Origin of the sequence: Streptomyces sp. NBC_01334 (assembly GCF_035983595.1) — a bacterium.
GTDB lineage: Bacteria > Actinomycetota > Actinomycetes > Streptomycetales > Streptomycetaceae > Streptomyces > Streptomyces coriariae.
Window position 1 is genome coordinate 9,081,327 of sequence record NZ_CP130718.1, and the last position, 21,501, is coordinate 9,102,827.

At 71.7% G+C, this 21,501-nt stretch carries 19 protein-coding genes, 1 pseudogene and 1 riboswitch; of the genes and pseudogenes, 10 read left to right on the forward strand and 10 right to left on the reverse strand.

Annotated elements, in window-relative coordinates; all coding sequences use genetic code 11:
- The first annotated feature begins 98 nt into the window (after positions 1–98).
- From urtB to urtE, 4 genes are read left to right on the forward strand one after another with little or no spacing between them, the layout of a single operon-like run.
- Positions 99–986 (forward strand): urea ABC transporter permease subunit UrtB, encoded by an 888-nt coding sequence (urtB, locus tag OG736_RS40390; RefSeq protein WP_327186866.1) that lies wholly within the window; start codon positions 99–101, stop codon positions 984–986.
- Complete coding sequence (gene urtC, locus OG736_RS40395; RefSeq protein WP_327186867.1) at positions 983–2,080, forward strand: urea ABC transporter permease subunit UrtC; 1,098 nt, start codon at positions 983–985, stop codon at positions 2,078–2,080. The genes urtB and urtC overlap by 4 nt, the downstream gene beginning before the upstream one ends.
- Positions 2,077–2,874, forward strand: coding sequence for an urea ABC transporter ATP-binding protein UrtD (gene urtD, locus OG736_RS40400; protein WP_327186868.1), 798 nt, complete (start codon positions 2,077–2,079; stop codon positions 2,872–2,874). Before urtC ends, urtD begins: the two co-directional genes overlap by 4 nt.
- Positions 2,875–2,879: 5 nt before the next feature.
- Positions 2,880–3,602, forward strand: a complete 723-nt coding sequence (gene urtE, locus OG736_RS40405; RefSeq protein ID WP_327186869.1) for an urea ABC transporter ATP-binding subunit UrtE — start codon at positions 2,880–2,882, stop codon at positions 3,600–3,602.
- A gap of 49 nt (positions 3,603–3,651) precedes the next feature.
- Here the strand turns inward: urtE and OG736_RS40410 are convergent, their stop codons facing one another.
- The gene (locus OG736_RS40410) at positions 3,652–3,858 is read right to left on the reverse strand and encodes a hypothetical protein (RefSeq protein WP_327186870.1); all 207 of its coding nucleotides are present in this window, start codon (positions 3,856–3,858) and stop codon (positions 3,652–3,654) included.
- Positions 3,859–3,933: 75 nt separating this feature from the next.
- Between OG736_RS40410 and OG736_RS40415 the strand changes: the two genes are divergently transcribed.
- The 4 genes from OG736_RS40415 to OG736_RS40430 all read left to right on the forward strand — a co-directional run bounded on the left by OG736_RS40415 (position 3,934) and on the right by OG736_RS40430 (position 8,269).
- Positions 3,934–4,782 carry a PP2C family protein-serine/threonine phosphatase gene (locus OG736_RS40415; RefSeq protein ID WP_327186871.1) on the forward strand — a complete coding sequence of 283 codons (849 nt, stop codon included), beginning with the start codon at positions 3,934–3,936 and terminating at the stop codon, positions 4,780–4,782.
- A gap of 50 nt (positions 4,783–4,832) precedes the next feature.
- On the forward strand, positions 4,833–5,909 hold the full coding sequence (locus OG736_RS40420; RefSeq protein ID WP_327186872.1) for an MASE1 domain-containing protein: 1,077 nt from the start codon (positions 4,833–4,835) through the stop codon (positions 5,907–5,909).
- Positions 5,910–6,004: 95 nt separating this feature from the next.
- Entirely contained in the window at positions 6,005–6,730 is a 726-nt protein-coding gene (locus OG736_RS40425; protein WP_327186873.1) for an FG-GAP repeat domain-containing protein, read from the forward strand.
- 84 nt (positions 6,731–6,814) lie between these two features.
- Complete coding sequence (locus OG736_RS40430; RefSeq protein WP_327186874.1) at positions 6,815–8,269, forward strand: WGR domain-containing protein; 1,455 nt, start codon at positions 6,815–6,817, stop codon at positions 8,267–8,269.
- 25 nt (positions 8,270–8,294) lie between these two features.
- On the opposite strand, the gene OG736_RS40435 is transcribed toward OG736_RS40430, so the two are convergent.
- From OG736_RS40435 to OG736_RS40470, 8 genes are all read right to left on the reverse strand, one after another.
- Positions 8,295–9,374, reverse strand: a complete 1,080-nt coding sequence (locus OG736_RS40435; protein ID WP_327186875.1) for an LLM class flavin-dependent oxidoreductase — start codon at positions 9,372–9,374, stop codon at positions 8,295–8,297.
- A 54-nt stretch (positions 9,375–9,428) separates the two neighbouring features.
- Positions 9,429–10,253, reverse strand: a complete 825-nt coding sequence (locus OG736_RS40440) for a DUF1684 domain-containing protein (RefSeq protein WP_327186876.1) — start codon at positions 10,251–10,253, stop codon at positions 9,429–9,431.
- Entirely contained in the window at positions 10,250–12,193 is a 1,944-nt protein-coding gene (locus tag OG736_RS40445) for a dipeptide ABC transporter ATP-binding protein (protein ID WP_442817132.1), read from the reverse strand. Before OG736_RS40445 ends, OG736_RS40440 begins: the two co-directional genes overlap by 4 nt.
- 38 nt (positions 12,194–12,231) lie before the next feature.
- Complete coding sequence (locus OG736_RS40450) at positions 12,232–13,212, reverse strand: ABC transporter permease (RefSeq protein ID WP_327186877.1); 981 nt, start codon at positions 13,210–13,212, stop codon at positions 12,232–12,234.
- Positions 13,209–14,168 (reverse strand): ABC transporter permease, encoded by a 960-nt coding sequence (locus tag OG736_RS40455; RefSeq protein ID WP_327186878.1) that lies wholly within the window; start codon positions 14,166–14,168, stop codon positions 13,209–13,211. Before OG736_RS40455 ends, OG736_RS40450 begins: the two co-directional genes overlap by 4 nt.
- A gap of 8 nt (positions 14,169–14,176) precedes the next feature.
- Positions 14,177–15,799 (reverse strand): ABC transporter substrate-binding protein, encoded by a 1,623-nt coding sequence (locus tag OG736_RS40460; RefSeq protein ID WP_327186879.1) that lies wholly within the window; start codon positions 15,797–15,799, stop codon positions 14,177–14,179.
- A 205-nt stretch (positions 15,800–16,004) separates the two neighbouring features.
- Complete coding sequence (locus OG736_RS40465; RefSeq protein WP_327186880.1) at positions 16,005–16,136, reverse strand: putative leader peptide; 132 nt, start codon at positions 16,134–16,136, stop codon at positions 16,005–16,007.
- Between the two features lie 19 nt (positions 16,137–16,155).
- Positions 16,156–16,265, reverse strand: a riboswitch (SAM riboswitch).
- Between the two features lie 150 nt (positions 16,266–16,415).
- Complete coding sequence (locus OG736_RS40470; protein ID WP_327186881.1) at positions 16,416–17,231, reverse strand: SAM-dependent methyltransferase; 816 nt, start codon at positions 17,229–17,231, stop codon at positions 16,416–16,418.
- Positions 17,232–17,490: 259 nt separating this feature from the next.
- Between OG736_RS40470 and OG736_RS40475 the strand changes: the two genes are divergently transcribed.
- Together OG736_RS40475 and OG736_RS40480 are read left to right on the forward strand one after the other, a co-directional pair.
- Positions 17,491–20,352, forward strand: a complete 2,862-nt coding sequence (locus tag OG736_RS40475; RefSeq protein WP_327186882.1) for a protein kinase domain-containing protein — start codon at positions 17,491–17,493, stop codon at positions 20,350–20,352.
- A gap of 75 nt (positions 20,353–20,427) precedes the next feature.
- Positions 20,428–20,961 (forward strand): P-loop NTPase family protein, encoded by a 534-nt coding sequence (locus tag OG736_RS40480; RefSeq protein WP_327187844.1) that lies wholly within the window; start codon positions 20,428–20,430, stop codon positions 20,959–20,961.
- 40 nt (positions 20,962–21,001) lie between these two features.
- On the opposite strand, the pseudogene OG736_RS40485 reads toward OG736_RS40480, so the two are convergent.
- A pseudogene (locus OG736_RS40485) lies at positions 21,002–21,426 on the reverse strand (SAM-dependent methyltransferase); the annotation flags it as partial.
- Positions 21,427–21,501 lie beyond the last annotated feature (75 nt).

The window sequence follows — 21,501 nt, forward strand, 5'->3', positions numbered from 1 at the left end:
GACCGCTCGCCGCTCCCGCGGTGGGACCCGGCCCCGTCCAGGGGCCGGGTCACGCGCATGGCCCGCCCGCACCCCCGTCCCCGACCAGGAGCCGCTTCATGACGGTCATCCTCAACCAGTCCTTCACCGGCATCAGCATCGGCGCAGTCCTCCTGCTCATCGCGCTCGGCCTGACCCTGACCTTCGGTCAGATGGGCGTGATCAACATGGCGCACGGCGAGTTCATCATGACCGGCGCCTACACCACGTACGTCCTGCAGAAGTCCATCAGCGACGCGGGCGTCTCGCTGCTCGTCGCCCTGCCGGTGGCCTTCCTGGTGGCCGGCGCGATGGGCGCGCTGCTGGAGTGGCTGCTCATCCGGCGCCTCTACACCCGCCCGCTGGACACCCTGCTGGTCACCTGGGGCGTCTCCCTGATGCTCCAGCAACTCGCCCGCGACGTCTTCGGCGCCCCCAACGTGCAGACCCACGCCCCGGACCTGCTCACCGGCAACATCTCGACGGGCGGCGGCGTCACCTTCGCCAGCAGTCGCCTGTTCATCCTCGGCCTGGCCATGCTCAGCGTCCTCGCCCTCACGATCGTCCTGAGGCTCACCCCCCTCGGCCGCCGGATCCGGGCCGTCGTACAGAACCGCGACCTCGCCGAGGTGTCCGGCATCGCCACCGGCCGGGTCGACCGCGTGACCTTCTTCATCGGCTCCGGCCTCGCGGGCGTGGCCGGCGTCGCGCTCACCCTGGTCGGCCCGATCGGCCCGACGATGGGCACCAACTACATCGTCGACGCCTTCCTGGTCGTCGTCGTGGGGGGCATCGGGCAGCTCAAGGGGAGCGTCATCACCGCCTTCGCGCTCGGCGTGCTCCAGTCGGTCCTCGAGTACTCGACGACGGTCAGCGTCGCCAAGGTCATCGTGCTCGTGGCGATCGTCGCCTTCCTCCAGTGGCGACCCCAGGGCCTGTACACACTGCGCACCCGGAGCCTGGCATGACGACGATCACCGAGACCCCGCCCACCCCGCTGCCGGCACGCCTGCGCGTCCCCGGCGCCTTCGTCCTGGGCGCCGTCCTCCTGCTCGGTGTGGCCCCGCTCGCCCTCTCCGACTTCCGTCTCTCGCTCCTCGCCAAGTACCTGTGCTACGCGATCGTGGCCGTGGGAGTGAGCCTCGCCTGGGGCCGGGGCGGGCTCATGGTGCTCGGCCAGGGCGTCTTCTTCGGCCTCGGCGGCTACGCCATGGCCATGCACCTCAAACTCGCCGACGCCGCCGCGACCGGCGAGACACTGCCCGACTTCATGCAGCTGTACGGCACCGGCGACACCCTGCCCTGGTGGTGGAAGCCGTTCGCCAACCCGGGCTTCGCGCTGGCCATGACCGTACTGCTGCCCATGGCGGTCGCCGCGCTGCTCGGCTTCTTCGTCTTCCGACGCCGGGTCAAGGGCGCCTACTTCGCGATCCTCAGCCAGGCCCTGGCCGCAGCGCTGTCCATCTGGCTGATCGGTCAGCAGGCCACCACCGGCGGTACCAACGGACTCACCGACATCCAGGGCTTCTTCGGCTACTCGCTGGACGACCCCGTCAACCAGCGGATGGTGTACTTCGTCATCGCCGCCGTGCTGCTCCTGCTCATGGCGGCCGCCCGCCAGCTGTTCGTCAGTCGCTACGGCGAACTCCTCGTCGCCGTACGCGACTCCGAGGAGCGGGTCCGCTTCCTCGGCTACAACCCGGCCAACGTCAAACTCGTCGCGTACGTCGTCGCCGCCGGCATGGCTGGCCTCGCCGGGGCCCTCTTCGTCCCGGCGGTGGGGATCATCTCGCCGGCGCTGATCGGGATCGTGCCGTCCATCGGCTTCGTCATCGGCGCCGCGGTCGGTGGCCGGGCCTCGCTGGCGGGCGCGGTGCTCGGCGCGATCGCCGTCGCCTGGGCGCAGAGCACGCTCTCCGACGCGTTCCCCGGGGCCTGGACGTACCTCCAGGGCCTGCTCTTCGTCCTGGCGGTCGGCTTCCTGCCCGGCGGCCTCGCTTCCGTCGGCTTCGTCCTGCGGCGGCGCCGTACCCGTACCCCTGCGACTGGAGAGACAGCATGAGCGGCGAGGGACTGACCGTGCGCGACCTGCGGGTGACGTTCGACGGGTTCACCGCCGTCGACGGCGTCGACCTGGACATCCGCCCCGGCGACCTGCGCTTCCTCATCGGCCCGAACGGCGCGGGCAAGACCACCCTCGTGGACGCGGTCACCGGGCTGGTCAAGGCGACCGGATCGGTCCGCTTCGGCGACCAGGACCTGCTGGGCAAACCCGTACACAAGATCGCCCGGCTGGGGATCGGCCGTACGTTCCAGACGGCGACGGTCTTCGAGGAACTGACCGTCGTGCAGAACCTGGACATCGCCGCCGGCGCCGGCCGCGGGGTCCGGACCATGCTGCGGCGCCGCAAGGACGTGCCCGAGCCGGTCGCCAGGGCCCTGGAGACCATCGGCCTGAGCCACCTGCGCGACCGCCCCGCCGGGGTGCTGGCCCATGGGCAGAAACAGTGGCTGGAGATCGGCATGCTGCTCGTCCAGGACGTACGGCTGCTCCTGCTGGACGAGCCCGTCGCCGGCATGAGCCACGACGAACGCGAGGCCACCGGTGAGCTGCTGCGGCGGGTGAGCGAGGACCGCACGGTCGTCGTCATCGAGCACGACATGGACTTCATGCGCGCCTACGCCCGAAGCGTCAGCGTGCTGCACGCCGGCAGGGTGCTCAGCGAGGGCTCCGTCGCCGAGGTCCAGGCCGACGCCAAGGTCCAGGAGGTCTACCTCGGGCGCGCCTCCGAACCCGAGCCCGCTCTCCCTCCCGCGGCCGCCCCCGCAGCCGCGTCCGTCGCCGAGGAGGCGTGAAGCCCATGCTGGAGATCAACACCGTCCGGGCGGGCTACGACCGCACCACCGTGCTGCACGGGGTGACCGTCGCCGTCCCCGAGGACGGCGTCGCGGCCGTGCTCGGGCACAACGGGGCCGGCAAGAGCACCCTGCTGCGCGCGGCCATGGGCCTGATCAAGCCGACCGGCGGGAGCGTCCTGCTCGACGGCGAGGACATCACCCGTCTCGCCCCGCACCAGCGGGTCGCCCGCGGTATGGCGTACGTCCCGCAGGGCCAGCAGTCCTTCCCGCACCTCACCACCGCCGAGAACCTCCAGCTGGTCGCGGACGGCCGCCCGAGGGTCTCGCCGGGCCGGTCGGGCGGCGGGGGCGGGAAGGAGGCGATCGCCGAGGCACTGGACCTGTTCCCCGTCCTGCGCGAGCTGTCCGGCCGCCGGGCCGGCCTGCTCTCCGGCGGCCAGCGCCAGCAGCTCGCCATCGCCCGCGCCCTGGTCACCCGGCCGAGGCTGCTCCTGCTCGACGAACCGACCGAGGGTATCCAGCCGTCCGTCGTCGCCGAGATCGAGGAGACGATCCTGGCCCTCGCCCGCCGCGGCGGACTCTCCGTCCTCCTCGTAGAACAGCACGTGGGCTTCGCCATGCGGGCCGCCCAGCGCTACTACGTGCTGGAGGCGGGCCGGGTGACCTCCTCGGGCGAGGGCGGCACGGGCGCCGAGCAGACCGTGCGGGCGGCGCTCAGCGTGTGAGCCGGCAGGGCCACGCCGGTGCCGCCCGTGGGGCGGCACCGGCGGGGGCTCACAGGCCCCCGAGGGCGGTGATCCGGCCCGCGAGGACGATGATCCGTTCCGCCTCGTCCGGGCCGGGGGAGGGGAGGGGGCGGGACGAGCACGGGATGCGCTGTCCGCGCGGGAAGATCTCACCCGGCGCGGGGGGTTCCGCGGAGGTCGTCGACGGGCTGTGCGAATCCGGCTTTGTCGGGCCGAGCCTCGGGGCCGGTATCATCCTCTAAAGGTAAAATGTGAGGTTTGCCCGATGGGGCTGCCCTCCCGACGAGCTGCCGTCCCGCCGGAGTGATCAATGTCCCGCAAGCGCCCCACGGACGACGGCGACGAGCTGCTGGCCAGACTCGGTTCGCTGACCGCCCAGGCGCGCGAGCGCGCGGAGCTGCAACGCTCCCGCGTCGAGCTGGCCCTCGCCCTCCAGCGCGGCATGCTTCCCAGGAACCTGCCCGCTGCGCCCGGCTTCCGCCTGGCCGTGCAGTACGCGCCCGCCTGCCACGGCCTCAACGTGGGCGGCGACTGGTACGACGCCTTCGCGATGCCGGACGGGCGCATCGGCCTGTCCATCGGGGACGTCCAGGGCCACAACATAGAGGCGACCGCGTTCATGGGTCAGGTGCGGGTAGGTCTGCGTGCCCTCGCCTCCGTGACCGGCGAGCCCGGCGAGCTCCTCGCCCGGACCAACGACCTGCTCCTCTCCCTCGGCGGTGACCTCTTCGCCACCTGCACCTTCATGCGGCTCGACCCCGCCACCGGGGTCCTGGAGAGCGCAAGAGCGGGGCACATCCCCTGTGTGTGGGCCACGGCGGACGGCAAGTCCGGCGTCGCCGAGGACGAGTGCGGCCCGCCCCTGGGGGTCCAGGAGGGCATGGACTACCCGGTCACCCGCTACCGGCTCACCAAGGGCGGGGTGTTCGTCCTGCTCACGGACGGCGTGGTGGAGGGGCCGACCCTGAGCGTCGACGAGGGCCTCGACCAGGTCGTACGGCTCGCCGGCATCGCCGCCGTCGCCGGCATGGCGGCGGACTCCCTCGCCGCCGCGGTGATCAAGAGCGCCGAGCGCGTGGGACACGAGGACGACGCGGCCGTACTGGTGGTGGGACACGACGGACTGACGGCGCCGGACGTCCCCCTGGTTCAGCCATAGGGCCGGACACCGCGCGTCTCGCCTCGCCGACAGCGCCGCGCAGGTGTCTGATGGCTGCTGTGGTGGGTACCCCGGATCTGCGTCGAGCAGCCGTCTTCGCCGTGCAGACACTGGCCGTAGCCCTGGGCTACTACGCGGCCGGGCGGCTGGGGCTCATGCGGCAGCTCGTCGTCGAGGGCGCGATCTTCACCCCCATCTGGCCGCCCACGGGCGTGGCGCTGGCCTGTCTGCTGATCCTCGGGATCCGCTGCTGGCTGGGCATCGCCCTCGGTGCCCTCTTCGTCGTCCTCTCCCTGACCTCGCTGCGGCCCGTGGTGATCGGCAACCTGGTGGGCAACACCGCCGCCCCCGTCTGCGCGTACCTCATGCTCCGCAGGGTGGGCTTCCGCAACGACCTCGCCCGGTTACGGGACGGCCTCGCGCTGGTCTTCCTGGGCGCCCTCACCGCCATGCTGGTGAGCTCGACCGTCGGTGTCGGTCTCCTGATCCTCACCGACAAACTCGGCACGCACAGCTTCTGGCCCGTCTGGCTGGCCTGGTGGGTCGGCGACGCGATGGGCGTTCTGATCGTCACGCCGGTCCTGCTCGTGCTGCACGCGATGAGCCGGCCCCTGCACCTGTCCCGCTGGAAAGAGGCCACAGGACTGGCTCTCATCGCCGGCGCCCTCGTCCCGCTGGCCACACGCAGCCCCGTCAGCCTGCTCTTCCTCGTCTATCCCCTGCTGATCTGGGCGGCGCTGCGATTCCAGCTCGTCGGCAGCATGCTGTGCGCCCTGTTCACGTCGGTCATGGCCACGATCGCCGCGACGGACGGCATCGGCCCCTTCGACCGGCTGACCCGCATCGAAGTGATGATCAAGCTCCAGGCCTTCAACGGGACGATGGCCCTGACCGCCCTGCTGCTCTCCGCGGTGATCACCGAGCAACGCAACACCAGACGCTCCGTGGAACGCGCCTGCCAGGAACTGGTCGAGGTCCTGGAGCACCTCACCGCTGGCGATGCCCCACCGGGCCGACCGGCGAAGGACATCCAGGACACGGAGAGCGGGGAACGTACGGAGCGCACGGAACGTACGAAGAAGGAGAGCACGAAGGACCCGAAGAACAAGAAGAACACGAACAGTTGACGGCGCTGCGCCTGCGTCGCGGCCGGGGCCGGGCCGACCCCTCCACGGTGGGCGGGGCTCCCGGTGTGCCATAGTCGTTCGCCATGATCTCTGGGGTGGAGACACGCAGGAGGCGGCTGAAGCACGCCGCCCTCGTCGCGGTCGGCCTGCTGCTCATCGCCGGATGCGAGGAGTCCCTGGGAAGGCCGCCGCTGCCCCCGACCGCACCGTCCGCCGTCACCGCTTGTCTCACGGCATCCGGGCAGCTGACGACCGACGTGAACAACGACGGCCGGCCGGACCTCGTCGCCGACCCGTCCCGCAGCGGCGCCCGGCTGACGATCACCTTCGGCGCCGGGTCGGCCCGGGAGAGGACGGTCGGAGGGCGTGGGTTGGCCGATCGCGCCGGGGAACACCAGCAGTACGTGCGCGTCGCCGTCGCGGACTTCGACGGCGACGGATGGACCGACCTCGTCGTCGTCGCCGGAGCGGAACAGCGGGGCGACGACCCGATCCCTCCGAAGCTCTCCGAGCTGAGGCTCGGGCCCTTCTCCGACACCGGCCGAGGGCAGCGCATCCTGCACCTCGACACGGGGCCCACGAAGGACATCGGCGTCACCGACTCCAACCACGACCGGTACCCCGACCTTGCGGCGTACACGTACAGCGGCGACGGCGTCCACGAGACACGGATCCGCCTGGGGGGCAAGGCCGCCGCACTCGCCGCTCAGGCGGAACCGACGGGCTGCGGAGACGCAGGCGATCTGCCCCGCACCGGTCTCGATCCCTTCTACCCGCGCTGCGCGGCCGGTGACCCGGCCGAGGCGCCCGGCACCGCCTGACGTGATTGTCAGTGCCTGGGCCTACATTTCGGGGAGTGGGACTCGCCGGAACGGCCGCGGGTCCACCCTGGGGAGGGTTTTGTCATGGCTACCGGGTCCAGCACCGTGTCGACGACGTATCTGGAGCTGTCGCAGGACGGCGGCGGCGCGCACAAGTTCTACGAAGTGGCCGTCGACGGCGTGGTGGTGACGGTGCGGTACGGGCGGATCGGCGCCACCGGGCAGCTGCAGACGACGACGTTCCCCACCGCCGAGAAGGCCCGGGCCGCCGCCGCGCGGAAGGTCGGGGAGAAGGTCCGCAAGGGGTACGCCCCGGCCGTCGCGGGCGAGCGTCCCCCACGTTCGGTGACCCGCCGTCAGGTGACCTCGGCGCCGTCCACCGCACGCGCCGTGGCCCCGGTGCTGTGGCGGTTCCGCACCGGCTCCTCGGCGTTCGGCATCCACGTGGACGACGACCGCTGCTGGGTCGGCAACCAGTCCGGTGATGTCTACACCCTGGACCACGAGGGTGGCGTCCTGGCCCGCTTCAGCCTGCCGGACGGCGTGAAGTGCCTGGTCGCCGACGACTTCTGGATCTACGCGGGCTGTGACGACGGCAAGGTCTACGACCTGTCCTCGAAGCTGCCGTTCGCCGCGTACGACATCGCGGCGGACGTCGACATCTTCTGGCTGGACATCCACGAGGGCCTGCTGAACGTCTCGGACCGCGACGGCCGGCTCACCGTCATCGACCACGAGGACGAACACCAGTGGGCCCGCCGCAGCCAGGGCGAGCACGCCTGGATGGTCCGCGCGGACGACCGGGCCGTCTACCACGGTCACCACCGGGGCGTCACCGCCTACGCGCCCGACGGCGGCGGCGAACTCTGGCACACGCCCACCCGCGGCGGCGTCCTGTTCGGCTGGCAGGAGGAGCACGCCGTGTTCGCGGGGACCGCGCACAAGGTGGTGCAGCGCCTGTCGAAGGCCACCGGCGCCGTCGAGGCCACGTACGGCTGCGACAGTGCGGTCTACTCCTGCGCCACCTCGCCCAACGGGCGCTTCGTGTTCGCAGGTGACGCGTCGTCGTCCGTCTACTGCTTCGACCGGGACGGCACGCGCCTGTGGAAGCTCGGTACGGGCGGCGGCTCGGCGCTGTCGATGCAGTACCGCGACGAACGGCTGTACCTGGTGACCACGGACGGCTCGCTGGTGTGCGTGGACGCGAGCGAGGCGGCCATCACCGCGGCCGAGCAGGGCACGGTGCCGGTCGCGCGGGACGTCAAGCTCGCCGCGGCCCTGCCGACGTACGTCCCCGCCACGGCCGCGGCCACGGTGGCCACCGTGGCCCAGGCGCCCTCCGGGTCGATCGTCGTCGAGTGCGTCCAGGAATCGGGGCGGGTCCGGGTGCACGTGGTGTCCGACGGCTACGACACCTCCTGGAACGTCCAGTTCCCGCGCGAGATACGCGAGCCCGGGGCACGGTACGTGGTGGACGCCCTGCACACGGCGGCCGGCGGCTTCTACCGGGTCCGCGGTGACATCCGACGGCTGCTCTGACCGTACCGTTCCGGCCCGGGCTCGCTCATCGACCGATGCCGCCCCGGGCGGCGACCGGCGGCGCGACCGCCGGTGCGGCCGGAGGGGCCGCACCGGCGGGCCGCCAGCCCAGCTCCGGCGCGATCGAATGCCGGACGTCGTACAGGATCTGCTCGTAGTCGCCCCGATGGAACTCGTACGGCAGCTCCAGGCGCAGCTCCGACACGGCCGAGACCACGGGATCCGCGGTCAGTTGCTCCAGGATCTGCTCCGCCGTCCCGACCACGTCCGGCGCGAACAGGGTCCGGTTCCTGCCCTGCGGCGCCAGGGTGCGGGCATGCCGGGCGGCCGCGTACTCCCGGTACCGGGCCCGGGTGCCGGCGTCGGCGCTGTCGAGCGGCACGATCACCCGGCCCAGCGCCACCCGCGCCGGACGAGCGGCGGAGACCGTGCGCCGGTACTCGGAGAGCAGGGCGAGCTGGGCCGTGGTGAAGTCGTCGGTGCCCTCACCGGTGACGATGTTGCCGCTCAGCAGGTTCAGGCCGTGTTCCGCGGCCCACCGGATCGAACGCAGGCTGCCGCCGCCGTACCAGACACGGTCCAACAGGCCCGGGTCGTGCGGCTGCAGCCGCGGCCGCTGGGTGTTGCCCGGCGACTGGATCACGGTGTCCGGGCTCCCGAGGTAGTCCCCGCGCAGGTTGTCGACGACACGCGCGATCCTGCCGTACGACAGGTCGAAGCCGCGCCAGTCCCCGTCGTACACCAGGTCGCCGAGCAGCTCGGCGTGCGGCATGCCCGTGCTGAACCCGGCCTGAAGCCTGCCGCGGGACAGCACGTCGGCCAGGGCCAGGTCCTCGGCCAGCCGGAACGGGCTCTCGTACCCGATCGGGATGACCGCGGTGCCCAGCTCGACCCGCTCGGTCCGCTGGCCCGCCGCGGCGAGGAACACCGCCGCCGAACCCACTCCGTGCTCGAGATGCCGCTGCCTGACCCAGGCGCCGTCGAAGCCGATCCGCTCGCCGTACTCGAACAGCTGAAGCGTCTCCTCCAGCCCGGTGTAGGGATCGTCGTCGGCGAAGTTGCCCGGGGTGAGAAAGGCCAACGAGGTGATGGAGGGGATGCTCATACGGTGCCAGTCCTCAGGGTCGGGGTCGGCTCATCGGTGCTCTGTGCTCGGCGGTCAGGACCCACCCCGCTCGCGGGGGATCTTCTCGCCGGCCTCGACCGGCACGGGCAGCCGGTTCTCCGCGGGCGGCAGCGGGCAGGTGGCCAGATCGGTGTAGGCGCACGGCAGGTTCGCCGCCCGGTTGAAGTCCAGAACGACCGTGCCGTCGGCGGCGGGCGCGTCCAGCGCGAGGGCCCGGTTGGCCGCGTAGGTGGTGACCCCGGAGGTCGCGTCGGTGAACAGCAGGAGCAGACTTCCCGGGCCGTGCCCTGGGAACGCGGTCAGTGCCAGCGGACGCCCGTCCAGCTCGAACTCGACCCGCCCCGGCGCGTCGTACACATGCTCCAGCCCCTCGACCGCCGCACCCACGGTCGTCGGCCTGGGCTCGTCGAACGCCGTGTAACGGCCGGTCACCACCCAGCGGGGGTGCGGGGCGTAGGCCGGTGTGCCGCTGAAGCCGGTACGCAGCGGTGTGTCGGGATGCCGGGGGCGGATGATGTCCTGCCCGCCGCGCTTGGCCACCTCGATGACGGCGTCGCCCCACACGGCGTCGACCCCGCCGCGCTCCGGGATCACTCCGAAACGGTGCTCGCCCCGGACGGTGGTTCCGTCGACGACCAGTTCCTCGCCTTCGTCGAGGACCACGACGATCCCGTCGGCGCCGGTGGACCACGCCCCCGGCGCGTCCGGGAAGCGTTCCGGCCGGTCACTCAGCCAGTGCAGTCCGGTGATCGCCAGGAACCCGTGCGGGTCGGCGAGTCGTGCCTCCTGCCGGTGATGCCACTCCTGCCAGTCGTGGACGAAGGCTTCGAGTTCCGCCGACGTGTCCTGAACGGTCACAGGTGCTCCTTCGGTTGGTGCGGCCGGTCCCCGGCCGACGCGTGGCGGCCGCCGGGGATCGCCGCGAGCAGTTCGCGGGTGTAGTCGTGGCGAGGATGCGTGAACAGGTCCTCGACGGTGCCCGTCTCGACGACGCGGCCGGACCGCATGACGGCCACCCGGTGCGCGATCTGACGTACGACGGCCAGGTCGTGCGAGATGAACAGGTACGCCACGCCCGTGTCGGCCTGGAGTTCGGCGAGCAGGTCGAGCACCTGCGCCTGGACCGACACGTCGAGCGCGGACACCGGTTCGTCGCACACCACCAGATCGGGCGAGAGCGCGAGGGCGCGGGCGATCGCGACGCGCTGCCGCTGCCCGCCGGACAGTTCCGCCGGGCGACGGTCCAGCACCGAGCCGGGCAGCGCCACCCGGTCGAGCAGTTCCCGGGCCCGGGCGAGCCGGGAGGCACGGTCGCCGACCCGGAACGCGCGCAGCGGCTCGGTGATCACCTCGCCGATCGAGAACCGGGGATCCAGCGAGGCGTACGGGTTCTGGTAGACGAGCTGGGCCCGTCGGCGCAGCTGCCGGGCCCCTGCCCCGCGGACGGTCGTGACATCGGCGCCGTCGAACAGGACGCTCCCGGAGGTCGGATCGACCAGCCGCAGCACCAGACGGGCGGTGGTGGACTTTCCCGAGCCGGACTCGCCGACCAGGGCCAGCGTCCGGCCGCGGTGCAGGGTGAGACTGACGTCGTCGACCGCGCGCAGGGTGCGGGCCGCGCCCGCGGCGGCGGGCAGCCGGAACTCCTTGACCAGGTTGCGGGCCTCCACCAGCGGTGCGTCGTCGGGAGCCGGCGCGGCGACCGCGGCCGTGGCACGCGGCCGGGCCGTCGTGAGACTGGGCGCGCTGGCCAACAACCGCCGGGTGTACGCGTGCTGCGGGTTCTTCAGGACTTCGCGGGTGGGACCGGCCTCGACGACCCGGCCCTCGGACATGACCACGAGCCGCTGCGCCCGGTCGGCCGCTACGCCGAGGTCGTGCGTCACCAGCAGCACGGCGGTGCCGGACTCCTCGGTGAGGTGCTGGAGATGGTCGAGGATGACGCGCTGCACGGTGACGTCGAGCGCGCTGGTCGGCTCGTCGGCGATGATCAGCCGCGGTTTCGCGGCGATGGCGACCGCGATCAGGGCCCGTTGGCGCATCCCGCCGGACAGTTCGTGCGGGTACTGCCGGGCGCGGGTGGCCGCATCGGGCAGTCCCGCCTGGTCCAGGATCGCGATCGCGGACGACGGAGCGGAGCGGCGGGTCGCCAGCCCGTGGATGCGCAGCACCTCGGCGACCTGCTCACCGATGCGTTTGACGGGGTTGAGGGACACCGTCGGGTCCTGCGGCACCAGACCGATCCGTGCGCCGCGTACGGTACGCAACTCCCGCTCCGACAACGCGGTGAGGTCGTGCCGGCCGAAGCGGACGGTACCGGCGTCGATGCCGCCGTTGGCCGCCAGCAGCCGGGTGATCGCGTGCGCGGTCGTGCTCTTCCCGGAACCCGACTCGCCGACCACCGCGGTGACCTGTCCCGGCCATACGTCGAGGTCCACGCCCCGCACCGCGCGCACGGTCCCGCCACGCGTGCGATACGACACGGACAGACCCCGCACTTCCAGCAACGCGGGCTCGCCCGCTGAGGCCGCGTCGGTTGCGGCCTCACCGGCGGCGGGCCTGTCGGTGGCGGACTTGCCCGTCGTGACCGCGCTGTCGGCAGCGACCTGGTCGAATGCGGTCTGGTCCGCCGTGGCCTTGCCCGTCGCGGTTCTGTCGGCTGCGGTCTCGGCCGTCGCGGCCTCGCTCGTCGTGGGGTGACCGGTCGCGCCGTGGCCGGACACGGCCTGGTCGGTCGCGGACTCGTCGGTCGCGGACTCGTGGGTCGCGGACTGGTGGGTCACGGCTTCTTCCGTCACGGGTACGTCCGTCTCGGGTTCGTTCGTCGTGGGGCCGGTCATCGCTGTCGGGACCATTCGCCGTCCAGCGCCCGCGCGATGCGGTTGGTGGCGAGGCCGGTCGCCGCGATCGCCAGTCCGGGCAGCGCGGTGAGCCACCAGGCGTTGGCCAGGTAGTTGCGCCCGTCGGAGATCAAGGTGCCCCATTCCGGCGCCGGTGGGGGCGCCCCGTAGCCGAGGAAGCTCAGCGACGACACGGCGAGGATGGCGGCGCCGAACTCGAGGGTGGCGAGCACGATCACCGGGCCCGCCGCGTTGGGCAGGACGTGCCGGCCCAGCACCGAGTACCAGCGGGCCCCGCAGGAGCGCGAGGCCTCGACGAAGACCGCCTGCCGCACCCGCAGCACCTCCGCGCGGGTCACCCGGGCGAAGCCGGCCACGCTGGCGATGCCGACCGCGACGGCCACCTTCACCGTTCCGTAGCCCAGCGCGGTGACCAGGGCCAGGGACAGGAACAGCGACGGGATCGACAGCAGTACGTCGACGAAACGCATCAGCACGTCCTCGACCCAGCGGCCGACGAACCCGGCGACCAGGCCGATGAGGCCGCCGACCACGAACGCGAACCCCACGGCGATCAGGGTCGCCTTCAGCGACAGCTGGGCACCGTGCACCACCCGCGAGAACACGTCACGCCCCAGCTCGTCGGTGCCGAACCAGTGCCCGCTGCCGGGGCCTCGGAAGTTCTCCGCGGGCACCCCGTGCAGCGGGTCCTGCGAGGTGAACAGCCCTGGCCAGAACGCGGCCAGCACCACCAGCACCAGCACCAGGACCGAGGCCAGCAGCCCGGGTCGGCGCAGCAGGAACAGCAGGAACCGTCGCGGGCCGACACCGCGTCCGGCGCTCGCGGGGCCCGGGTCGGCCCCGGGATCCACCGGCCGGGCCAGGCCGGCCGCGGCTTCGACCGGTCCGACCGCTTCGGCAGTTCCTGCCGCTCCGGCGGCTCCGGCGGTGACATCGTCGGCAAGTGTCCGGCTCATGCGGGACGCACCTTCCTGCTCGCCGCCACCACGATCCGCGGGTCGAGCAGCGGGTAGACGAGATCGACGATCAGATTGGCCGCCACGAAGATCAGCGCCCCGAACACCACGACCCCCTGGACCAGCGGGATGTCCTGGACCGTGACCGCGGCGGCGGTCACCCGGCCCAGACCGTCGCGGGAGAACACCGTCTCGACGACGACCGAACCGGCGATCAGCTGGCCGGCCAGCAGTCCGACGACCGTCATCGCCGGCAGCGAGGCGTTGCGCAGCGCGTGCCGCAGATGAATGCGCAGTCGGCCGGCGCCCTTGGCCCGGGCGGTCTCCACATAGGCCTGGTCCAGCGCCGTGAGCAGGCTCTTGGCCAGCACCTGCGCCACCAGGGCGCCGGTCGGGACCGCCAGCGTCACTGCGGGCAGCACCAGGCCCCGCAGCCCGTCGTTGCCGAACGCCGGGAACAGCCTCGTCCGGAAGGAGAACAGCTCGACGAGTACCAGCCCGACCCAGAACGTGGGCACCGACACCCCCAGCGGCGGTAGCGACAGCAGCAGCTGTCGCAACCAGCGCCGGGTGGTGTAGGTCGCCAGCACCGCAAGCCCGCCGCCGAGGAAGACCGCGAGGAGCAGTGCCGCCCCGGTCAGCTGGAGGGTCTGCGGCAGCGCGTCGGCCAGCGTCGAGGTCACCGGTCGGCCGGTGGACACCGAGTCGCCGAAGTCGCCGCGCACCGCCCTGCCGAGATAGTCGGCGTACTGCGCGAGAACCGGCTTGTCGAAGCCGTACTCGTGCCGCAGCGCCGCGAGTTGGGCCGGATCGACCTGACCTGTGTCCGCTCCCGCTCCGGCCATCGCAGAGACGGGGTCACCGGGCAGGTAGTCCAGCACGAGGAAGGACACCGTGTAGGCCGCCCAGAGCACCCCGAGGGCCTGCGCGAGTCGCTTGACCACATAGAGACGCATGCCGGCCGCTATCCGACCCAGGTGTCGTGCAGCTGGATCCGGCTGGAGGCCTCGAAGTCGAGGTTGTGCACCTTCTTAGCCACCCCCAGCTGGGTCTGAAGCTCCACCACGGGGACGACGTAGGCGTTCTGCACGATCAACTGCTGTGCCTGGGTGACGAGTTGCTTGCGCTTCGCCGCGTCGGTCGTCGCGGCCTGCTGAGTCAGCGCGGTGTCCAGCGGGCCGGCCGGCAGGTGGTAGAAGTTGGCCAGCAGAGTGGAGTACGAGCTGCGCAGGATGTCCGGGTCGGCGCGGGTCACGTTGCCCCACACCGCGTCGAAGTCACCGGACTGTAGGGTCGGGGAGAACTGGGCGATCTGGAGCTGCTTGAGCACCACCTCGACACCGACGGCCTTGAGCTGCTGCTGGATCAGTTCCAGCGCGGGCTGGTTGGTGGCCGCGTTGGCGAACCACTTGACGGTCAGGCTCAGCTTCTTGCCGTCCTTGGCCCGGACGCCGTCGCTGCCCGCCTTCCAACCGGCGGATTCCAGTAGGGACTTCGCCTTGGCTGCGTCGAAGGTCAGGTCGGAGCCGAGGTCGGTGTAGTCCGGTGTGGTGTGCGCCAGGATGCTGGTCGCCGCCTCGGTGCCGGTCGGGAACACGGCGTCGACGATCTGCTGCCGGTCGATGGCGAACAGGATCGCCTGGCGTACCTTCGCGTCCTTGAAGAGCGGCCGGGAGTTGTTGAGCCCCAGGTTGAACACCACGCCCGGGTTGGCCCGCGCCTGGAGGTTCACCGCGCCGCCCTTGAGCGCCGCCTCGTTGGCCCTGCCGACGCTGCCGATCGCGTCCACCTGGCCGGACTGGAGGCTGCCGGTGCGCACGCCCGCCTCGGGCACCACCTTGAACACCAGCTTGTCCAGGTAGGCCTCGCCCTGCTTGGTCCACAGGGAGGAACCCCAGGCGTACTTGGCGCGCTTGGCCAGGGTGATCGACTGGTTCTGCACATAGCCGTTCAGCACGAACGGCCCGGATCCGACCACTCCCTTGCTGCACTTCTCCTGCGGGCTCCTGCGCACGCTCGCCGACGACTCGATCCCCAGCGAGTGCGTGGCCGTGGCCTGGAGGAACTGCGCGTTGGGCTGCTTGAACTTCACCCGCACCGTGAGCGGGTCCACGGCGGTGGTGCTCTCCACACCGCTCAGGTACCCCTGGGCGAGTGTGGCGAGGGCGCCGAGCTTCGGCACCGCGTCGAAGTTGTCCTTGACCACCTGCGCGGTGAGCGGTGTCCCGTCGCTGAAGGTCACCCCTGATCTCAGGTGGAACGTGAACGTCGTGGTGTCCGCGCTGACGTCCCAGCTCTTCGCGAGCCACGGCACGATCTTGCCGGTCTTGGGGTCCTGGTCGGTCAGGGAGTCCACGACCTGACGCAGTGAGTAGATGGTGTCGTTGCTGCCCACCTGCTGCGGATCCACGCAGCCGGCGTCGGAACCCACCGCGAAGGTCAGGGTGCCACCCGACTTGGGGCTGCCGCCCTCGCCGCTCGAGCTGCCGCTGCCGCTCGACGAGCAGGCGCTGAGCAGAAGGCTGCCGGTCACGAGTGCGGCGAGCGCCGCCCACCGGGGGGTACGGGAATCCGGATGCGCTGTCACGGGATGGTTCTCCTACTCCAAGGTCACCGCGCGCATGCCGGTGCGGAACGCGGCATGGCGATGCGCGGAGGGTGCCGGCCACGCACGGGCCGGCACTGCTCAGAACTGTTCAGGGGGAGGGGGTGTCGACGACCGGGTCGATGGCGACGTCGACGACGGCGTGACCGCGCTGTGTGCGAGGGTCAGCCTGCGGGGTGGGGCGTGATCAGCCCTGACACAGACAGCTGGCGGAGCGCTGCAGGTCGATGTGGCGCCTGCGCGAGAAACCGGAGAACAGTTCCGCGGTCGCGATCGAGGCACTCAGGTTGCCGCTGTGCCGCACGCTGGTCCTCCACATCTCAGGCCCCTGGAACGGGGCCACGCGCTTGCAGGGTCGGTGACCCTGCCGGGCTTTCACCTGGAGCACCCCACCGCGGAGGAGGGTTGCCGGTCAGCTAGCCAGGGCTTGATGCTGACACTCAATGCCGGGGTCGATCTTACGGAGTACTGACATTATCCGTCAATATCGGTAGGAGAGTTGAACGGCTCCGCCGCACCGGCCCGGACGGCGGGTGCGGCGGAGCGGCGTCAGCGCGCGCCGGCCGCCCGTGCGGTGGGGAGGGCAGCGGCGTGGCCGCTACGGCTTGCGGGCGAGGCCGCCGTGTTCGCCGATCACGTCGGGGGCGGGGGAGGTGGCCTCCGGGCGCCAGAGGGGGACCGAGACGACTCCGGGCTCCAGGAGCTCCAGGCCGTCGAAGTACGCCGTGATCTCGTCGACGGAGCGCAGGTTGTACGGGACGGCGCCGCTTTCGTTGTAGGCGTCCTGGGCCTCTTCGAAGACCGGGTCGATGCCCCGCGAACCGTCGTTGACGGAGAGGTAGCTGCCGGACGGCAGTGCCGCCATCAGGCTGTTGACGATGGAACGGGCCTGGTCGTGGTCGGCGACGTGGCCCAGGATGTTGCTGAGGATGAGCGCGGTGGGACGGCTGAAGTCCAGCGTCTCCGCGGCGCTCGCCAGGATGCGCTCCGGGTCCAGCACGTCGGCGTCGACGTAGGAGGTCGCGCCCTCCGCGGTGGAGTAGAGCAGGGCGCGGGCGTGGGCCAGGACCAGCGGGTCGTTGTCGACGTAGACGATCCGCGTCTCGGGGGCGAGACGCTGGGCGACCTCGTGGGTGTTCTCGGCGGTAGGCAGGCCGGTTCCGACGTCCAGGAACTGCCGTATGCCCGCCTCGGAGACCAGGTACGTGATGTTGCGGCGCAGGAAGGCGCGGCTGCTGCGCGCGATGGTGACGATGCCGGGGAACACGGCGGTGTAGGCGTCACCGGCCTGCTCGTCGACGGGGTAGTTGTCCTTCCCGCCCAGCCAGTAGTTCCAGATACGGGCCGAGTGCGGCACCGAGGTGTCGATCTTCTGAGGTGCCGCTGAACCGGGCGTGGTCACATGGTCGGTCATGAGGGGCGTCCGTCTTTCGGCCGAGGCGTGGGCAGTTCGAGCCACAACCTACGTCCCAACGACCCTGGTACGTACACCCGTTCACATTTTCGGTCGGTTCGAACAGTGCTCTCGTGGAAACGACCGGCTGAACGTCCGGCTGTCGGCCGGTCCGGCCGCACCGTCGGTCAGGCCGCCCGCACCTCTCCTGGGACCCCTCAACTCGCTCTGTGCATAGGTACATTGAGACCGCCGAATCCTTGAGCGAGTGGGGGCGAGGATGCGCGACACGGTACTGGACGGCCGGTACACGCTCACGGAGCGGATCGGTGCGGGCGGTATGGGTGTGGTGTGGCGGGCCAGGGACGCGCGGCTCGAACGCACGGTGGCCGTCAAGCTGCTGAGTCTGCCACCGGGCACGGCCGGTGCCGAGCGGGAACGGCTGCTCGCCATGTTCGGGCGGGAGGCACGGGCCGCCGCCGCCCTCGACAGCTCGTACGTCGTGCCGGTCTTCGACCACGGCGCGGAGGGCGAAGTCCCCTACCTGGTCATGCCGTTGCTCTCGGGACGGACCCTGCGCGAGTCGGTGGCCGAGGGGCCGCTGCCGCCGGAGCGGGTCGCGGTGCTCGCGGCGCAGGTCTGCCGGGCCCTGGCGACCGCGCACCGGGCCGGCATCGTGCACCGTGACATCAAACCGGCGAACGTGATGGTCACGGACGAGGGCATGGTGAAGGTGCTCGACTTCGGAATCGCCAAGTTCCTCGACGCGACGACGGGCGGCCGGCTCACCGCCACCACGGACTCGCCCGTCGGCACCCTCCCGTACATGGCGCCGGAGCGTTTCACCCGTGGCGCTGACGACGGCCGCACGGATGTGTACGCGCTGGGCTGCACGGTGTACGAGATGCTCACCGGCGCACCGCCGTTCGACTCGGCGTCGGCGCCCGCGCTGATGCACTGCCATGTGTACGAGACACCGCAGAAGCCGTCGCTACGGTGTCCGGGGCTGGCCCCCGAGTGGGACGAGCTGGTGGGGCGGATGCTGGCGAAGCCGGTCGGTGAGCGACCGACGGCGGAAGAGGCACGGGCGCTGTTCGACACGCTGGCCGCGCCCGCGCCGCAGCTCTCCGCGGCCGCGCCCCGGCTCCCGCATCACACCGCCCTGCCGGGGCAGGGCGCCGCCGCCACGGCACCGGGGAGCCCGGCCCGGGCGTCCGCGCACCGAGCTCAGCGGGATCCCGCGCCTGCGCCGGCCCCGGGGCCGATCGCGGCGGATGTCACGCCCCCCGGCCTCGACGTCACCTCGTACCTCCTCGCACCGCCCCGCCCGAGGCAGCCGCCGACCGTTGCCGCACCCCCACGTCGGCGCTGGCGGGCCGCGTGGATCGGGGCCTGCGTGGTCGTGGCCGTCGCGCTCGTGGCCGCACTCGCCGTCCTCCAGCCCTTCGGCGGCGACGACAGCGACGGCCAGGGCAGCGGGAAGAACGGCTCGGGCGGGTCGAAGGCCGGCACCGTGGCCCCGGTGGCGAAGACCCAGACGCTCACCCTCGGCTCGGCCGCCGACTCCAAGGGTCCGGCCCCGGCGGTGCGGGACGCCCGTAAAGGGGGCACGGTCACGGTCCTCGAACCCGGCGAGATCACCACCGTCGACCCGGGGAACATGTGGTCCGGCGCCGACCGGCTGATCTCCCGCCTCGTCCACCGCAGCCTGACCGCCCTCAGAACCCTGCCCGACGGCTCCGTCCGGCTCGTCGGGGACCTCGCCCAGGACACCGGCCGGTCGTCGCTGGACGGCCGCGCATGGACGTTCACCCTCAAGGCGGGGCTCACCTACAACGACGGCTCGCCCGTACGCGCCCGGGACTTCGCGTACGCGGTCGAGCGCGCCCTCGACCCCGACGAGTTCCCGATGGGCGACCGCACCCTGCGCAGCTTCCTGCTCGGACCCGAGGACGCGGACGGCATCGGCGACGAGCACGCGATGCCGCCGGGCGTCATCGAGACCCCGGACGACCGCACGGTCGTCTTCCATCTCGACGGCGCCCACCCCGACTTCAACGTCGTCCTGGCCGGCCCCAACGGCGCTCCGGTGCCGGAGCGGGTCTCCGACATCTCCGGCACCTCCGCCCTTCTGCCGTCGACGGGCCCCTACCAGATCGGCTCCTTCACCGGTGCCAAGAACCTCACGCTCACGCGCAATACGAAGTGGCGCGCGGACACGGACCCGGTGCGCACCGCGTACCCCGACCGGTACGAGATCACCGGCGCGCTCACCCTCGACGAGATCAGGTCCCGGATCCGCGCGGCCGGTCCGGACTCCGCCGTGATGACGTTCTCCGGCTCGCTGGACAAGGACGGGCTGGGCACGACGGACGGCGCGACCGGCAGCGGAACGGTGCGGGTGACGTCACCGGCCCCCTACGTCCACGCGTACTGCGTCGACACCGAGCGGGTGCCGAAGCTGAAGGTCCGCCAGGCCGTCGCCACCGCGTATCCGGCGGCGGACGTCCTGGCCGCGAGCGGCGAGGACGGCGTCGCCACGCATCACCTGATGCCGCCGGGCATCCGCGGTTCCCGCGACTTCGACCTGTACGGCGCCGGCGCGCACGGTGACCCCGACGCCGCCCGCGCGCTGCTCACCGAGGCCGGCGAGACGGGCTACCCGCTCACCGTCGCCTTTGCGACGACAGCCGACGAAGCACGGGCGAAAGCGGTGAAGAAGGCCCTGGACAAGGCCGGTTTCCGGGTGACGCTGAAGAACGTCGACGTCTCTGACATCTACGAGAACGCGGGGAAGGGCGAGTACGACCTGGTCCGCCTGCCGATGAACGCCGGCGGCCTCCCGCTGGCGTCGGCCTATCTTCCGGACTCCTTCGACGGCCGCTACACCTATCCGACCACCTCCAACTTCTCCCGGCTCGACAGCGCGGCCGTCAACACCGCGATCGACGAGGCCAACGCGACGACGGACCTGGCGGCGGCGGGCGAGAAGTGGTCGACGGTCGACCGCCGGGTGATGGAGCAGGCGGCGGCCATTCCGGTGTACGTGCCGGTGCGCACGTTCCTCCACAGCTCCGGCCTGAAGGGGCTCCAGGCGGATCTGGACGGGCTCTCGCCGCTCAACGCGTACGTGTCCGGCTGACCCCTGCCACCGCGCGGAACCGGGAGCGACGCCGTGCGCGCCGAGGTCGGCCGGGCCGGTAGCGTGAGCGCCGTGATGGTGGGCACCCCAGAGACCCGGCTGGTCGTCCTGCGCGGCAACAGCGCCGCGGGCAAGTCGGCGGTGGCGGCCGGTCTCCGCGAGAGGTTCGGCCGGGGCCTGGCCCTGGTCGCGCAGGACAACCTCCGCCGGGTCGTGCTGCGCGAGCACGACCGCCCCGGCGCGGCGAACATCGGGCTGATCGACGCCGTCGCCCGCTATGCCCTGGACGCCGGCTACCACGTCGTCCTCGAAGGCATCCTCTACGCCGACCGGTACGGGCCCATGCTCGAACGACTGCGCAGGGATCACCGCGGCCCGACCCACGGCTACTACCTTCACGTGCCGCTCGCCGAGACCCTGGTGCGTCACGCCACGAAGCCGATCGCCCACGAGGTCGGCGAGGCGGACCTGTGCTCCTGGTACCGGGAGCTCGACCTGCTGCCCGGCGACGTCGAGACAGTCATCGGCGCCGACAGCACGCTCCCGCAGACCGTCGACCGCATCCTGCTCGACACGGGCCTGGACCGGCTTCCCGCCCGGGAACACTGACACCCGGGGTCGGGCCCGCACCGGGCCCGACCGGTGCCGTCGGCTTGATGCCCACTCCCGTCCAGAGGCTGACCTCGGCGTCCGTGGCCTCGACGGTGGTGTCCGGGCGCCCCAGCGGTGCCCGACCGTGACGCCGGGGCCGAGGAGGTCCAGCCCGTCGAAGAAGCGGGCCACGTCGTCGCGGGAGCGGAACCGGACCGGTGTGCCGGCGCCCGTGTAGATGTCGGTGACCTTCCGCCAGGTGGCCGGGTCGAAGTCGGGCGTGCAGTGACTCAGGGCCAGCGCGCTGCCCGAGGGCAGCGCGGCCGGCAGGCGGCCGACGATGCCGTACGGGTCCTGGGCGTCGGTGACGAGGTGCATGAGGGCGTTGAGCGACAGGGCCACGGGCCGGTCCAGATCCAGCACCTCGGCGAGCGCGGGCGCGCTCAGCAGCGCGTCGGCGTCGTTGACATCCGCCTCGAGGTAGTAGTCGTACATCCGGGCGGAGTGCGGCCTGCCGATGTCGATGTCCCGTGGGGCGTTCGAACTGGTCATTTTGCG

What these genes read in the sequence shown, in the direction of transcription:
- urtB (WP_327186866.1), top strand. Translation starts at nt 99, where the DNA reads ATGACGGTCATCCTCAACCAGTCCTTCACCGGCATCAGCATCGGCGCA.
- urtE (WP_327186869.1), top strand. Translation starts at nt 2,880, where the DNA reads ATGCTGGAGATCAACACCGTCCGGGCGGGCTACGACCGCACCACCGTG.
- OG736_RS40475 (WP_327186882.1), top strand. Translation starts at nt 17,491, where the DNA reads ATGCGCGACACGGTACTGGACGGCCGGTACACGCTCACGGAGCGGATC.
- OG736_RS40420 (WP_327186872.1), top strand. Translation starts at nt 4,833, where the DNA reads ATGGCTGCTGTGGTGGGTACCCCGGATCTGCGTCGAGCAGCCGTCTTC.
- OG736_RS40435 (WP_327186875.1), bottom strand. Translation starts at nt 9,374, where the DNA reads ATGAGCATCCCCTCCATCACCTCGTTGGCCTTTCTCACCCCGGGCAAC.
- urtC (WP_327186867.1), top strand. Translation starts at nt 983, where the DNA reads ATGACGACGATCACCGAGACCCCGCCCACCCCGCTGCCGGCACGCCTG.
- OG736_RS40430 (WP_327186874.1), top strand. Translation starts at nt 6,815, where the DNA reads ATGGCTACCGGGTCCAGCACCGTGTCGACGACGTATCTGGAGCTGTCG.
- OG736_RS40480 (WP_327187844.1), top strand. Translation starts at nt 20,428, where the DNA reads ATGGTGGGCACCCCAGAGACCCGGCTGGTCGTCCTGCGCGGCAACAGC.
- OG736_RS40415 (WP_327186871.1), top strand. Translation starts at nt 3,934, where the DNA reads ATGTCCCGCAAGCGCCCCACGGACGACGGCGACGAGCTGCTGGCCAGA.
- OG736_RS40450 (WP_327186877.1), bottom strand. Translation starts at nt 13,212, where the DNA reads ATGAGCCGGACACTTGCCGACGATGTCACCGCCGGAGCCGCCGGAGCG.
- urtD (WP_327186868.1), top strand. Translation starts at nt 2,077, where the DNA reads ATGAGCGGCGAGGGACTGACCGTGCGCGACCTGCGGGTGACGTTCGAC.
- OG736_RS40455 (WP_327186878.1), bottom strand. Translation starts at nt 14,168, where the DNA reads ATGCGTCTCTATGTGGTCAAGCGACTCGCGCAGGCCCTCGGGGTGCTC.
- OG736_RS40410 (WP_327186870.1), bottom strand. Translation starts at nt 3,858, where the DNA reads ATGATACCGGCCCCGAGGCTCGGCCCGACAAAGCCGGATTCGCACAGC.
- OG736_RS40465 (WP_327186880.1), bottom strand. Translation starts at nt 16,136, where the DNA reads ATGTGGAGGACCAGCGTGCGGCACAGCGGCAACCTGAGTGCCTCGATC.
- OG736_RS40470 (WP_327186881.1), bottom strand. Translation starts at nt 17,231, where the DNA reads ATGACCGACCATGTGACCACGCCCGGTTCAGCGGCACCTCAGAAGATC.